The sequence below is a fragment of the Pseudomonas sp. TKO26 genome (assembly GCF_003225665.1).
In the GTDB taxonomy this organism is placed as follows: domain Bacteria; phylum Pseudomonadota; class Gammaproteobacteria; order Pseudomonadales; family Pseudomonadaceae; genus Aquipseudomonas; species Aquipseudomonas saponiphila.
In genome coordinates this window covers 1-12,295 of the sequence record NZ_QKLN01000016.1, presented here as the reverse complement: position 1 = coordinate 12,295, position 12,295 = coordinate 1, and the positions used below count along the sequence as shown (strand labels likewise).

The 12,295-nt window shown below is 62.4% G+C and carries 10 protein-coding genes; 7 read left to right on the top strand and 3 right to left on the bottom strand.

Translation table 11 applies throughout. The features are described 5' to 3' along the window. Positions 1 to 89: 89 nt before the first annotated feature. Positions 90 to 1,004 (bottom strand): LysR family transcriptional regulator, encoded by a 915-nt coding sequence (locus DNK59_RS20775; RefSeq protein ID WP_092314939.1) that lies wholly within the window; start codon positions 1,002 to 1,004, stop codon positions 90 to 92. A 266-nt stretch (positions 1,005 to 1,270) separates the two neighbouring features. Between DNK59_RS20775 and DNK59_RS20770 the strand changes: the two genes are divergently transcribed. Then, positions 1,271 to 2,293, top strand: coding sequence for a zinc-dependent alcohol dehydrogenase family protein (locus DNK59_RS20770; protein ID WP_110724425.1), 1,023 nt, complete (start codon positions 1,271 to 1,273; stop codon positions 2,291 to 2,293). A 226-nt stretch (positions 2,294 to 2,519) separates the two neighbouring features. Next, complete coding sequence (gene pgm, locus DNK59_RS20765; protein ID WP_110724424.1) at positions 2,520 to 4,166, top strand: phosphoglucomutase (alpha-D-glucose-1,6-bisphosphate-dependent); 1,647 nt, start codon at positions 2,520 to 2,522, stop codon at positions 4,164 to 4,166. Positions 4,167 to 4,260: 94 nt separating this feature from the next. Here the strand turns inward: pgm and DNK59_RS20760 are convergent, their stop codons facing one another. Next, complete coding sequence (locus DNK59_RS20760; protein ID WP_110724423.1) at positions 4,261 to 4,956, bottom strand: pirin family protein; 696 nt, start codon at positions 4,954 to 4,956, stop codon at positions 4,261 to 4,263. 274 nt (positions 4,957 to 5,230) lie between these two features. Here DNK59_RS20760 and DNK59_RS20755 point away from each other — a divergent pair, with 274 nt between their 5' ends. Next, positions 5,231 to 7,690 (top strand): UvrD-helicase domain-containing protein, encoded by a 2,460-nt coding sequence (locus tag DNK59_RS20755; RefSeq protein WP_110724422.1) that lies wholly within the window; start codon positions 5,231 to 5,233, stop codon positions 7,688 to 7,690. Between the two features lie 48 nt (positions 7,691 to 7,738). Here the strand turns inward: DNK59_RS20755 and DNK59_RS20750 are convergent, their stop codons facing one another. Then, entirely contained in the window at positions 7,739 to 8,008 is a 270-nt protein-coding gene (locus tag DNK59_RS20750) for a DUF1652 domain-containing protein (protein WP_042941150.1), read from the bottom strand. A gap of 278 nt (positions 8,009 to 8,286) precedes the next feature. Between DNK59_RS20750 and DNK59_RS20745 the strand changes: the two genes are divergently transcribed. From DNK59_RS20745 to DNK59_RS20730, 4 genes are read left to right on the top strand one after another with little or no spacing between them, the layout of a single operon-like run. Next, the gene (locus DNK59_RS20745; protein ID WP_110724509.1) at positions 8,287 to 9,102 is read left to right on the top strand and encodes an AraC family transcriptional regulator; all 816 of its coding nucleotides are present in this window, start codon (positions 8,287 to 8,289) and stop codon (positions 9,100 to 9,102) included. 51 nt (positions 9,103 to 9,153) lie between these two features. Further along, positions 9,154 to 10,560, top strand: a complete 1,407-nt coding sequence (locus DNK59_RS20740) for an FAD-binding oxidoreductase (RefSeq protein ID WP_110724421.1) — start codon at positions 9,154 to 9,156, stop codon at positions 10,558 to 10,560. Positions 10,561 to 10,616: 56 nt separating this feature from the next. After that, on the top strand, positions 10,617 to 10,958 hold the full coding sequence (locus DNK59_RS20735) for a cupin domain-containing protein (RefSeq protein WP_110724420.1): 342 nt from the start codon (positions 10,617 to 10,619) through the stop codon (positions 10,956 to 10,958). 48 nt (positions 10,959 to 11,006) lie between these two features. Next, the gene (locus DNK59_RS20730) at positions 11,007 to 12,101 is read left to right on the top strand and encodes a polyamine ABC transporter substrate-binding protein (RefSeq protein WP_110724419.1); all 1,095 of its coding nucleotides are present in this window, start codon (positions 11,007 to 11,009) and stop codon (positions 12,099 to 12,101) included. Positions 12,102 to 12,295: the final 194 nt, after the last annotated feature.

Here is a 12,295-nt window from a genome sequence, read left to right as displayed (position 1 = left end):
GCAGACGAGATTTTGGCACTAGCGCCGTGAGGCGGCATGCCGACCTTGCGTATGCCCACGCCTCAAGGTTGAGGCTGGGCACCTTGCCATCAAAGACTATCCGGATCGCCAAAGAACATCTGAATCCGCGAACGCAACCAGCGTTCTCCCGGGTCGTTGTCCTGGGAGCCGCGCCAGGCCATGTGCAACTCGAAGCTGCGCACCGGCAGGGGCGGGTCTTCAGCACGTACGCCGCCAGCGGCGGTCAGGGCGTCGGCGGTGTAGTCGGGGACGGTAGCGAGGATGTCGGTGCCGGCCAGCAGGGTGCTCAGGCCGTTGAATTGCGGCACGGCGAGTACCACGTGGCGCTTGCGTCCGAGCTTCTCCAGTTCTTCATCGATAAAGCCGCTCAGGTCCCCAGCAAACGACACCAGGGCATGGGGGCGGGCGCAGAAGTCGTCCAGGCTCAGGGCGCCCGGAACGGTGTCGGCGCGCAGCAGTTTCGGCAGGCTGCGGCGCAATACCTTGCGCTTGGCGTTGGCCGGCAGGTCGGCGGTGTAGCTGACGCCGATGGAAATTTCACCGGAAGCCAGCAGCGACGGCATCAGCAGGTAGTTGGCCCGGCGCACCACCAGCACGATACCCGGGGCTTCGGCCCGCAGGCGCTTGAGCAGCATGGGCAGCAGGGCGAACTCCACGTCGTCGGACAGGCCGATGCGGAACACCGCGGTGCTGGTGGCGGGATCGAATTCGGCGGCGCGACTGACGGCGGTGGAGATCGAGTCCAGGGCCGGCGAGAGCAGGGCGAAGATTTCCACCGCCCGGGCCGACGGCTCCATGCTACGACCGGTGCGCACAAACAGGGGGTCGTCGAACAGATTGCGCAGGCGCGACAAGGCGGCGCTGATGGCCGGCTGGCCAAGAAACAACTTCTCGGCGGCGCGGGTCACGCTGCGTTCGTGCATCAGTGTTTCGAACACGATCAACAGGTTCAGGTCGACACGACGCAGGTCATTACGATTCATCTGGAGTCCTGGCAGAGTCAGCGAACTTGACGGGAGCGACCCTTTGGGTAAAAAGGTCGGCGTGAATCTTACGGGTAAAGGCTGGTACTCTGCACCGGCTAAATGTTGTTTGTAGTCAGGCCGCGCACGGGAAGTGCTGTCCGCCCCGCTTAGCAAGGGCACGGAATCAATGACAGACATGTCGACTATTAATAGGCACTGATAGTCTTGCTTTCAAAGCCCGGATAAAGTTCGCGGCATTAGAGGTTAATTTGACGAGGTTTGCGATGTCCCGCACGATTCGTTTTCACAAGTTTGGACCGGCCGAGGTGCTCAAATGCGAAGAGCATGCGGCCTCGTTGCCTGCGCCAGGCGAAGTGCAGGTACGAGTCGAAGCCATTGGTATCAGTTGGTACGACGTGCTCTGGCGGCAGAATCTGGCGTCGTCCCATGCCCGTCTGCCATCGGGTCTGGGGCATGAAATGGCCGGCGTGGTCACCGCAGTGGGCGAGGGCGTCGACGACCTCGCGGTCGGTGACAAGGTCGCCAGCTTTCCCGCCGAAAGTCCCAATGATTATCCGGTATACGGCGAGCTGATCGTCCTGCCGCGCTCGGCCTTGACCCGCTACCCGGAGGTGCTGAGCCCCATCGAGGCGGCCGTGCATTACACGCCGCTGTTGATCGCCTATTTCGCCTACGCTGATCTGGCGCGGGTCAAGCCCGGGCAGTTCGCCCTGGTGACCGACGCCAGTCACTGCGCCGGTCCGTCCTTTGTCCAGTTGGGCAAGGCCCCGGGTGTGCGGGTGATTGCCGCCACCAAGAGCGCAGAAGAACGTGAGTACCTGCTGTCCCTGGGAGCCGAGAAAGTCATCGTCACCGAGGAGCAGGACCTGCTGATGCAGATCAACAAGCTCACCGACAATCGTGGGGTCGATGTGGTGTTCGATGGCTTGGGCGGTCCGCAGATGTCGATGCTTGGCGATGTCCTGGCGCCCCGCGGCAGCCTGGTGCTGTATGGCTTGCAAGGTGGTAACCAGACACCGTTTCCTGCCTGTGCGGCGTTCCAGAAGAACATTCAGTTCTTCGTCCACTGCATCGGCAATTTCACCGGCAAGCCGGAGCTGGGGATCATTCAGGATCAGGTGGCGTTGCAGCGTGCGCTGCGCGATATCAACCAGTTGACCGCGGACCGGGTGTTGCTGCCCTTGAAGACTCGGGTCTTTCCTTTTAGCGAGTTTGTCGAAGCGCATCGCTACATGGACGAGTGTCCATGCCGCGAGCGGGTGGCGCTTCAGGTTGAACCGGCCTGATGACTCCAACGCCAGGCCTAGCCTGGCGTTTTTGTATCTGCGCCCTTGGCTAGCGGCCGGTCGGTGAAGATTCTCTTGAAAACTGCACAAGGCTTGCGGGCCCTTTTGCCGGCAAGCCGACGCCTACAGAAAAGCGTGGCGCTGCGGGATAGATTCCATCGCGCTGCGGTCAAACTGCCAGTAAACTGCGCTCCATTCCCGAACCATCCTTTTCCAGAGGTTTTGCATGACTCTCAGTCCTTTTGCGGGCAAACCGGCACCGGTTGAATTGCTGGTCGATATCCCGCGACTGGTTACGGCGTATTACACCGGTCAACCCGATGCCTCGGTGCCTACCCAGCGTGTGGCTTTCGGCACCTCCGGGCATCGCGGCAGTTCGTTCGATCTGAGTTTCAATGAATGGCACGTCCTGGCCATCAGTCAGGCCATTTGCCTGTACCGTGAATCCCAGGGCATCAATGGTCCGTTGTTCGTGGGTATCGACACCCACGCGCTGTCGACCCCGGCCGGGGCCAGTGCGCTGGAAGTCCTGGCGGCCAACGGCGTGACCGTGATGATCGCCGCCGGTGACGAGTACACCCCAACCCCGGCGGTGTCCCATGCCATTCTCTGCTACAACCGTGGCCGTACCTCGGGCCTGGCGGACGGGATCGTCATCACGCCCTCGCACAACCCGCCACAAAGCGGCGGCTACAAGTACAACCCCACCAATGGCGGCCCGGCCGATACCCACATCACCAAGTGGATCGAAGCCAAGGCCAACGAACTGCTGGCGGCCAAGCTCGCCGGAGTCAAGCGCATCAGCTACGAGCAGGCGCTGAAGGCCGATACCACCCATCGCCACGACTACCTCAATACCTACGTCGCCGACCTGATCAACGTCATCGACCTGGACGCCATCCGCAACGCCAAGCTGCGCCTGGGCGTGGATCCGCTGGGTGGAGCAGGGGTGCGCTACTGGTCGGCGATCGCCGAGCACTACCGCCTTGATCTGGATGTGGTGAACCGGCAAGTGGACGCCACCTTCCGCTTCATGTCGGTGGACTGGGACGGGCAGATCCGCATGGATCCATCCTCCAGCTACGCCATGCAAGGATTGATCGGCCTGAAAGAGCGCTTTGACGTGGCCTTCGCCTGCGACCCCGATCACGACCGCCACGGCATCGTCACCCCCAGCGGCGGCCTGCTGGCGCCGAACAACTACCTGGCGGTGTCCATCGACTACCTGTTCCAGAACCGTCCGCAATGGCGCGCCGACGCCGCCGTGGGCAAGACCGTGGTCAGCAGCGGCCTGATCGATCGGGTGGCCGCGCGTCTGGGCCGTCGCCTGTATGAAGTGCCCGTGGGCTTCAAGTGGTTTGCCGACGGCCTGTTCGACGGATCCCTCGGCTTTGGCGGTGAAGAAAGTGCCGGTGCCTCGTTCCTGCGCAAGGACGGTGGCGTCTGGTGCACCGACAAGGACGGCCTGATCCCGTCGCTGCTGGCCGCTGAAATGACCGCTCGCACCGGTCGTGATCCGAGCCAGGCCTACCGCGCCTTGTGCGACGAGTTGGGCGAACCCTTCTCGGTGCGGGTCGATGCCAAGGCCAACCCGCAGCAAAAGGCCCTGCTCAGCAAGCTTTCGCCGCAACAGGTGACCTCGACCCAGCTGGCCGGCGAGCCGATCCAGCAGATCCTCAGCCAGGCCCCGGGCAACGATCAGGCCATTGGCGGCCTGAAAGTCATGACCGAGAACGGCTGGTTCGCCGCCCGGCCATCGGGCACCGAGGATATCTACAAGATCTACGCCGAAAGCTTCATCGGCGACGATCACCTCAAGCAACTGGTGCAGGAAGCCCAGACTCTTGTGGACACCGCCATCAGCGGCAACTGATCCGCGCCAAAGCCGGCTCGCCGGCAAAAAAAGGGGCGACCTTCATGGTCGCCCCTTTTTTATGGTTCGCAGCGCTTTTATTGGCCGCAGCGCTTCACGCCAGATCCACCAGGACGATTTCACTGTCCTGCAGCGCGCTCACCCGCAGCACGCGTTCGTCCTCGATCGCGACCCCATCTCGAGCTTCGGCGCGCAAGCCGTTGATCTCGATCGCCCCGGTAGCGGGCACCAGATAGGCCCGGCGTCCAGCATCCAGATGGTACTCGGCGGTTTCCCCGGCCTTCAGATTGGCCGCCACCAGCCGTGCATCGGCTCGGATGCGCAAGCTTTCCTCGTCGCCGTCCTTGCCGCTGGCCAGGGTCACAAAACCTTCGCGCAGCCCCTTGGGAAAAGGCTTGGCGCCCCAGGACGGCGCAGAGCCGGCCTGGTTGGGAATGATCCAGATCTGGAAAATCTTGGTCGGCGTGGCCTCCAGGTTGTATTCGCTGTGGGCGATCCCGGTCCCGGCGCTCATGACCTGCACGTCGCCGGCCTCGGTGCGGCCCTTATTGCCCAGGTTGTCCTGATGGCTGATGGCGCCTTCGCGGACGTAGGTGATGATTTCCATGTCCCGGTGCGGGTGCTGGGGAAAACCGGTGCCGGGAGCGATCACGTCATCGTTCCAGACCCGCAGGTTGCCCCAGTGCATGTGCTTGGGGTCGTAGTATTCGGCGAAGGAAAAATGGTGATGAGCATCCAGCCAGCCGTGGTGTGCGCCGCCCAGGGAGCTGAAGGGTCTGAGTTCAAGCATGATCGTCTCCTCATGAGGCTTCGCCATGGCGCCTTGTAGCCGGGCCAAAAACGATAACCGTTGGTTGATGGCGTGCATCTTCTATCAGTCATAGATCGATAAAAAGCGCAAAAAATGCCGTAATTCAATCGGAAAATTAGATGATTATTTTGTCGGAATCTTGGTGTTAAACCTTCGGTTCATCGCTTAAGTTAATGACCTGCAAGCAATTCGCTGGATACCAGGAATAAATCCGGCGACCATTACCGCTCAGTCTCACCCCCTTGGAGTCCGCGTGTCGCAACACAGTCCCGATCTGCCCCCCGAGCTTTTGCCCCTGGCCCAGATGCCCTTGTTGAAGCGCCTGGCTGCGCGCTTCTTCGGTCATGGCCTGAACCGCCTGCGGGCCCAGCATCGGGCCTCCTGGCTGCACGGTCAGGCCGACGGCTTTCGCAGCGGGCACACGGCAGGAGTGGAATACGGCTACAAGGAGGGCCGGCTTGAGGGGCTGGAAGAAGGCCGTCAGGTGTTGTTGATCCGTGACAGCCGCAACACCGAGCACCGGCCACCGGGGGTGGATGACCGGTTGTTCGACGACTGGCGCCTGCCGCTGAGCGCCGACCTGAAGAAGCGCTTCAAGGCCGATGTCGCCCGCTTGTTGCCGGCCCAGGCCCAGCCCAGCGCCGCCCAGTGGAAGATGATCTTCAGCGACACACCGGCCACGGCGGTGATTGCCGGGGCCGGTGCCGGCAAGTCGACGTCGCTGGTGCTGCGTCTGTTGCTGCTCAACCACTACCTGGGATTCGAGCTGGATTCCATGACCGTGGTGACCTTCACCCGGGAGTCGCGCAAGGACTTCATCAGCAAACTGGTGGAGGTCTTCGCCCTGTGGGGACGGGTACTGGCGCCCCGCGAAGCCCGGGAGCTGGTGCGGACCTTCCACTCGCGAATCCTGCCCATGGTGCGCAGCCTGCCGGGATTCGAGCGGCTGCAGGCCTTCGAGAACCTCAGCGAGCGCCAGTCAGGTGCGGAGGACGAGGTGGACAGCAACCCCTTCGACCTGCGCATCAACGATGCCCAGCGCCAGCAGCTCAATGCCTGCTACCAGGCGCTGTATCGCAGTGACGAGCGCTTCCGCCTGGCCTTGCAACCCTTGGCGCGCCACGCCTTGCAGCTCAGAGAGCTGGAGCGCGACCACCCCGATGTGCAAAAGCGCGTGGCGGTCACCGAGTTGGCGGCCAAGCGCGACGAAGAGCTGTGCGACACCGTGGAAGACCTGTGGCTGCGTGCCGGCGCCTGGCCGATTCAGGGGATCGAGCCTCAGCGCCAGAGTTTTTTGATCAACGGTTCGACCTTCTACTGCCACGGTTATGCCGCCGAGCTGGATGCCTGGGTGGTGCTGGGTTTCGACCCTCGGGAGAGCCCGCAGATCACCCGGCCCGGGGCCAAGCTGACGCTGCGTGCCGAGTGCGCCGTCAAGCGCACCTTGTTTCAAGCTTTTTGTCGTAAGCCTTTGATTTGGCTGGATAGTTACGAGAGCGCAAGGCGCGTTTCAGGGGCCTTTGCTGCCCAGGTCAGTGCGGGGCCGGGCTTCGATTATCGGGTCAAGGGCGAGCTGGCTTCGGCGCCTTTGCTGGACTGTTTTGTTGCGGCGGCCGGCTTTATCGAGAACCTGGGGTTGGAGGTGGGAGATGCCGTAGCCGGCATGAGCTTTGCCCAGGACGACCCGGATCGCTTCTTCTTCGAGGCCTTGAGCCTGTTCTGGCGAGCCCTGGAGGACCACCTGCTGGATCAGTCGCCGCCGATCATGAGCTACAACCGGATGTTCGCCCTGTTCAGCGAGCGCTCGCCGGAAAACTTCAAGCTGCTCAGCGATGCCTGCCTGCGGCCGATGTCGCACCTGATGATCGACGAGTTTCAGGATGTCTCGCCGCAGATCGTCTCCTGGATCAAGGCCAGCCTGCGCGAGATCCGCCGCCGTGGTGCGGCCTTGAACCTGGGGCGCGGGGCCCAGCATTCATCCTTGCTCTGTGTCGGCGACGACTGGCAGTCGATCTACGGCTGGCGCGGCAGCTCGCCGAAATACTTCATCGAGTTCAACAAGGAGTTCCCGTCGCCGGGCACCACGCGGGTGATGCTCAGCGAGAACTACCGCAGTCATCAGCACGTGATCGACGCCGCCGAGCACATTGTCCGCGCTGCCCCGGCCATTGCCGGCAAGAAGGCCAAGGCTGTTGGCCAGGACAGGGAGCTGTGGCCGGTGCAGGTGCTGGATCGGGACGACCAGGACCTGGCTCGGCGCCTGGCAGAGCATTACCGTCAGGGTGATTCAATCTTGATGCTGTTTCGAAAAACAAGCGATAAGCTATTGATTGAACAGCATATTTCTCAAATAGTTAATGTCGATTCTAGCTTGCCGCCGGCGGCCCGTCGGCTCAAGCAACTGACCTATCACAGCGCCAAGGGGCTGCAAGCGGATGCGGTGTTCCTGCTGGGTGATTGCCAGCACCTGAGCAGTTCACCCTACAAGAACCAGGTCTATCGGCAGGCCGGGCTGGGCAAGGATGGCGACGCCGAGCCTTACGACAATGCGCAGCGGGACGAGATCCTGCGCCTGGCCTACGTGGGCATAACCCGCGCGGTCAAGCATTGCTACTGGTACGTCGATCCCCAGGAGTCGACGGCGGGCAATACGCCCAAGGCTTCGGACCGGGTGCCTGGCGACAAGCCATATTTCCGCGATCTGCGGCAGTGAGCATGAAAAAGCCCGCCGGTCAGGCGGGCTTAAAGTCGAGGCGGCGTTTCAGGCCTTGAGCGCCAGAGAGGGAGCAAAGGCTTCCAGTTCGTCCTCCACGGCCTCGATTATTCGTTCGACATCCGCTGCACTCATCACCGTGGCACAGGGGATGCCGGCGATGGCGATCATGGTTTCGCCGCTGGCACGGTCGAACAGCCGGGCGATCATGCTGCCGGGCGCATCCATGCTGGCTTCGAAGCCCAGGGGATGGAAATGCCAGCGCATCAGCTGGCAGGCGTTGGGAAAGGTGACTTTACTGGCCCAGACTCTGTTCATCGGTGGCCCACCCTGGTTCATTGAGCGCTTCCTTGTGCTCGCGGTAGGGATAAGCGGATCGTCATTGATCCGCTCGCTTGAGGGTATAAAAGTAGCACCGGCTGATGACGGCTCGGCGTTTTTTTGCCCACCGTCCGGCAGTTGTTTGTCGGATTCATGATGCAGGTCATATCTTGGCGGGCGGTGCCATTGTCGTGCCATGACCCGCGTCGCGCGGGTGGTCGTTGAAGCCGCTGCGCAAGTTCGGCAAGCTTTGCCTTTTCCTGTTCGAGAAACCTATGTCTGTCCCTGATGACGGGCCGCTGCTGACCCAGGCTACCGGTGAAACCGTGATGCGTTATCACCTGTGCTGGAAGCACCGCGACCTTGATGGCGTGATGGCGCTGTATCACCCCGAGATTCAGTACAACGACTTTTTCCAGAATCGCACCCTGGGCCTCGACGAGCTGCGCGAGTATGTGCAGGCCTGCATGCCCCGGGCCCCGGACGAGGCCCTGGAGCATTGCGATCGGATTCGCCTGGATGGCGACACGGCCTTTATCCAGTACCAGGTGACCTTGCGCGGTGGCCAGGGGCTGGTGTCGTTCCGCTCCAGCGAAGCCATCACCGTGCGTGACGGGCTGATCTGGCGGGTCAATGAGTACGCCTCCCTGGTGCATGCTCCCGGGGCGGGCAAGGCTTCCGCCAGCCAGCGTCCGGCCGTCAGCCGCCTGGGGCTGTCACCGCGCCAGTTGGGGTTCATGGCCGAGGACCTGCAGCAGTATTTTCAGCGTCAGCAGCCGTACCTCGACCCAGAACTGGACCTGCAGCGGGTGGCCCGCGAATGCGGCTACAGCCGCAATCAGATCTCCTATCTGCTCAATCAGGTGCTGGGGCAGAGCTTCTACCGCTACGTCAATCAGGCGCGCCTGCAACATGTACTGAGCGCCCTCGACCAGGCGACACCGCCGCTGCGGGTCGACGAGTTGGCCTTTGCCGCCGGGTTCAATTCGCTCTCGGCGTTCTACAGCTGTTTCCGCCAGCACACCGGGCAGTCGCCCAAGGCCTACGTCAGGCAAATTTCTTTGCGTGCCCGCGCGCAAGACAACCCCTGAATACAGGCACTAGGATCGCCGCATTCGAAATTCGGGTAGCGGAGTGCTTGCATGCCAGCGTGGCGCAGTATCAGTTTGTGGATGGACCAGCTCGACGAGCCGCTGTTGCCGCGGTCAGCGCTCGAGCAGGACCTGGACCTGGACGTGGCGATCATCGGTGCCGGTTACACCGGGCTTTGGACCGCCTACTACCTCAAACGCCAGGCACCGCAGCTCAAGATCGCCGTGATCGAGGCCCAGACTGCGGGTTTTGGCGCCTCGGGCCGCAATGGCGGCTGGTTGATGGGCAATCTGCTGGGGGAGGACCGGCTGCTGGCCGGGCTGTCGCCGCTGCAGCGCCGGGCTTCCTACGACCTGCTGCATGGCATTCCCGACGAAGTGGCCAGCGTCCTTGAACGCGAAGGCATCGACTGCGATTACCGCAAGGGCGGCGTGCTGTATTGCGCGGCCCGCTATCCCGAGCAGGAAACCAGCCTGCGCCAGTACCTGGACAAGCTCTATGCCCAGGGTCTGGAGCCGGATGACTACCGTTGGCTGAACCCGCAACAACTGGCCCAACAGATCCGCGTGGCCCAGCCCTATGGCGGCATCTACGCCAAGCATTGCGCGACTATCCAGCCGGCCAGGCTGGTGCGTGGCCTGGCCCGGGCGGTGGAGCGCCTGGGGGTGAGCATCTACGAGAACAGTCCGGTGAGCCACTGGCAGTCCGGCAGCCTCAAGACCGCCAGGGCCGCCGTGCGCAGTCACTGGATAGTGCCGGCGGTGGAGGGGTATTCGGTGACTCTGCCCCCCTTGGGCCGTTATCAACTTCCGGTGCAAAGCCTGCTGGTGGCCACCGAGCCGCTGGCGGAATCGGTCTGGGACGAGATCGGCCTGAGCCAGGGCCAGGCCTTCAGTGAAAGCAGCCGCCAGGTCACCTATGGCCAGCGCTCCCGGGACAATCGACTGGTGTTCGGCGCCCGTGGTGGCTATCAGTTTGCCGGCAAGCTGCGCCATGACTTCGACCTGACCCGGGACGAAGTGGAGCTGCGCCGCTACCTGTTCGGTGAACTGTTCCCGCAACTCAAGAACGTGCGCATCACTCATTCCTGGGGCGGCAACCTGGGCATGTCCCGGCATTTCAAGCCGCACATGCTGTGCGACCGGCAAAAGGGTATTGCGCTGTCCGGCGGCTACGGCGGAGAGGGTGTCGGTGCCAGCAACCTGGGTGGTCGGACCCTGGCTGACCTGATTCTCGAACGCGACAGCCCGCTGGTCAGCCAACCCTGGGTGTTGCCGCAAGGCCGCCTGGAGGCCCTGCGTGCCTGGGAGCCGGAACCCTGTCGCTGGCTGGGTTACAACGCAATCATTCGCAGCTTCGTCCATGAAGACCAGACCCTGGCCAACCCGGCTTCGGCTCCGTGGCGGCGGCGCATGGCCAGCCGGGTCGCCGGGTTCATGGAAGGCTTGATGCACTGAACCGGTTTTTCGTAGCCAACGATGTCCATTTGAATGTCCAGTGAAAGGTAGAACCCATGAGCATCACGCAATTCAAGAACACCGCCCGTGTCAGCCTGGACTCCTCGACCCCGGTCGCCGTGCCCCTGGGCACCCCGGTGGCGATGACCTCGGTGACCGCCGTCGAGCGCGACGACGGGGTCGAGACCGGGATCTGGGAATGCACTCCGGGGCGCTGGCGGCGCCAGATCGTCGCCCAGGAGTTCTGTCACTTCATCCAGGGGCGTTGCACCTTCACCCCCGACGATGGCGAGCCACTGCACATAGAAGCCGGCGATGCACTGATGTTGCCGGCCAACAGCACCGGGATCTGGGACATCCAGGAAACGGTGCGCAAGACCTACGTCCTGATTTACTGATCCCCTTGATCGCCTGCCAATAACAAAACCAGCCACAGGTAACGATCCATGATCCGCAAGAACTCCGCTTTGCTGTTATTCAATGCACTGTTGTTCGGTGCCTCCCTGGCCCAGGCCGCCGACACGGTGAAGATCTACAACTGGTCGGACTACATCGCCCCGGACACCACCAAGGCGTTCCAGAAGGAAACCGGAATCGGCTTCACTTACGACGTCTACGACAGCAACGAAACCCTGGATGGCAAGTTGATGACCGGCAAATCCGGTTACGACGTGGTGTTTCCCTCCAACCACTTCATGGCCCGGCAGATCCAGGGCGGCGCCCTGAAGAAGCTCGACAAGAGCCAGTTGCCCAACTGGAAGAACCTCAACCCGGTGCTGCTCAAGGCACTGGAGGTCAACGACCCGGGCAACCAGCACGCCTTCCCTTATCTGTGGGGCAGCACCGGGATCGGCTACAACGTGGCCAAGGTCAGGGAGGTGCTGGGCAATGACGCCCCGCTGGACTCCTGGGACCTGATTTTCAAGCCCGAGTACATGCAGAAGCTGCAGAAGTGCGGAGTGGCGATCCTCGACAATGGCCCGGAGTTGATTCCCACGGCCCTGAATTACCTGGGGTTGGCCCACCACAGCAAGAATCCCGCCGACTACAAGCAGGCCGAAGCCCTGCTGATGAAGGTCCGGCCTTATGTCAGCTACTTCCATTCGTCGAAGTACACTAGCGATCTGGCCAACGGCAACATCTGCGTGGCGGTGGGTTTTTCCGGGGACATTCTGCAAGCCGAGAGCCGGGCCCGGGAGGCGAAGAACGGCGTGGAGATCGGCTACTCGATTCCCAAGGAAGGCTCGCCGATCTGGTTCGACATGGTGGCCATGCCGGTGGATGCGCCGAACGAGCAGGCCGCTTACGCCTTCATGAACTACCTGCTGCGTCCCGACGTGATGGCCGCTGTCAGCAACTACGTGCACTACGCCAACGGCAACCAGCAAGCCGACAGCCTGATCGATCCGTCGATCAAGAATGACACCAAGGTCTACCCGAGCCCGGCGATGATGGACAAGCTGTTTGCCCTGGAGGCCATGCCCCTGGACATCGACCGCATCCGCACCCGGCTGTGGAACAAGATCCGCAGCGGTAGTTGATCCCCAGGGCTCCTAACCGCATGGCAACCGGCTTGCCGGCGAAGAGGCCTCGTACCCCTGAGGGCGTCTTCGCTGGCAAGCCAGCTCCTTATCTGTTCCAGATCTGCCAGATTAGGTGTCGAGAGTCGGCGTGGACGATCGCTAGCTCCTAGGTCCAAACGATCGTTTTGTAGCAAGGTCTCCACGCCGATATC

What these genes read in the sequence shown, in the direction of transcription:
- DNK59_RS20775 (WP_092314939.1), bottom strand. Translation starts at nt 1,004, where the DNA reads ATGAATCGTAATGACCTGCGTCGTGTCGACCTGAACCTGTTGATCGTG.
- DNK59_RS20770 (WP_110724425.1), top strand. Translation starts at nt 1,271, where the DNA reads ATGTCCCGCACGATTCGTTTTCACAAGTTTGGACCGGCCGAGGTGCTC.
- pgm (WP_110724424.1), top strand. Translation starts at nt 2,520, where the DNA reads ATGACTCTCAGTCCTTTTGCGGGCAAACCGGCACCGGTTGAATTGCTG.
- DNK59_RS20760 (WP_110724423.1), bottom strand. Translation starts at nt 4,956, where the DNA reads ATGCTTGAACTCAGACCCTTCAGCTCCCTGGGCGGCGCACACCACGGC.
- DNK59_RS20750 (WP_042941150.1), bottom strand. Translation starts at nt 8,008, where the DNA reads ATGAACAGAGTCTGGGCCAGTAAAGTCACCTTTCCCAACGCCTGCCAG.
- DNK59_RS20745 (WP_110724509.1), top strand. Translation starts at nt 8,287, where the DNA reads ATGTCTGTCCCTGATGACGGGCCGCTGCTGACCCAGGCTACCGGTGAA.
- DNK59_RS20740 (WP_110724421.1), top strand. Translation starts at nt 9,154, where the DNA reads ATGCCAGCGTGGCGCAGTATCAGTTTGTGGATGGACCAGCTCGACGAG.
- DNK59_RS20735 (WP_110724420.1), top strand. Translation starts at nt 10,617, where the DNA reads ATGAGCATCACGCAATTCAAGAACACCGCCCGTGTCAGCCTGGACTCC.
- DNK59_RS20730 (WP_110724419.1), top strand. Translation starts at nt 11,007, where the DNA reads ATGATCCGCAAGAACTCCGCTTTGCTGTTATTCAATGCACTGTTGTTC.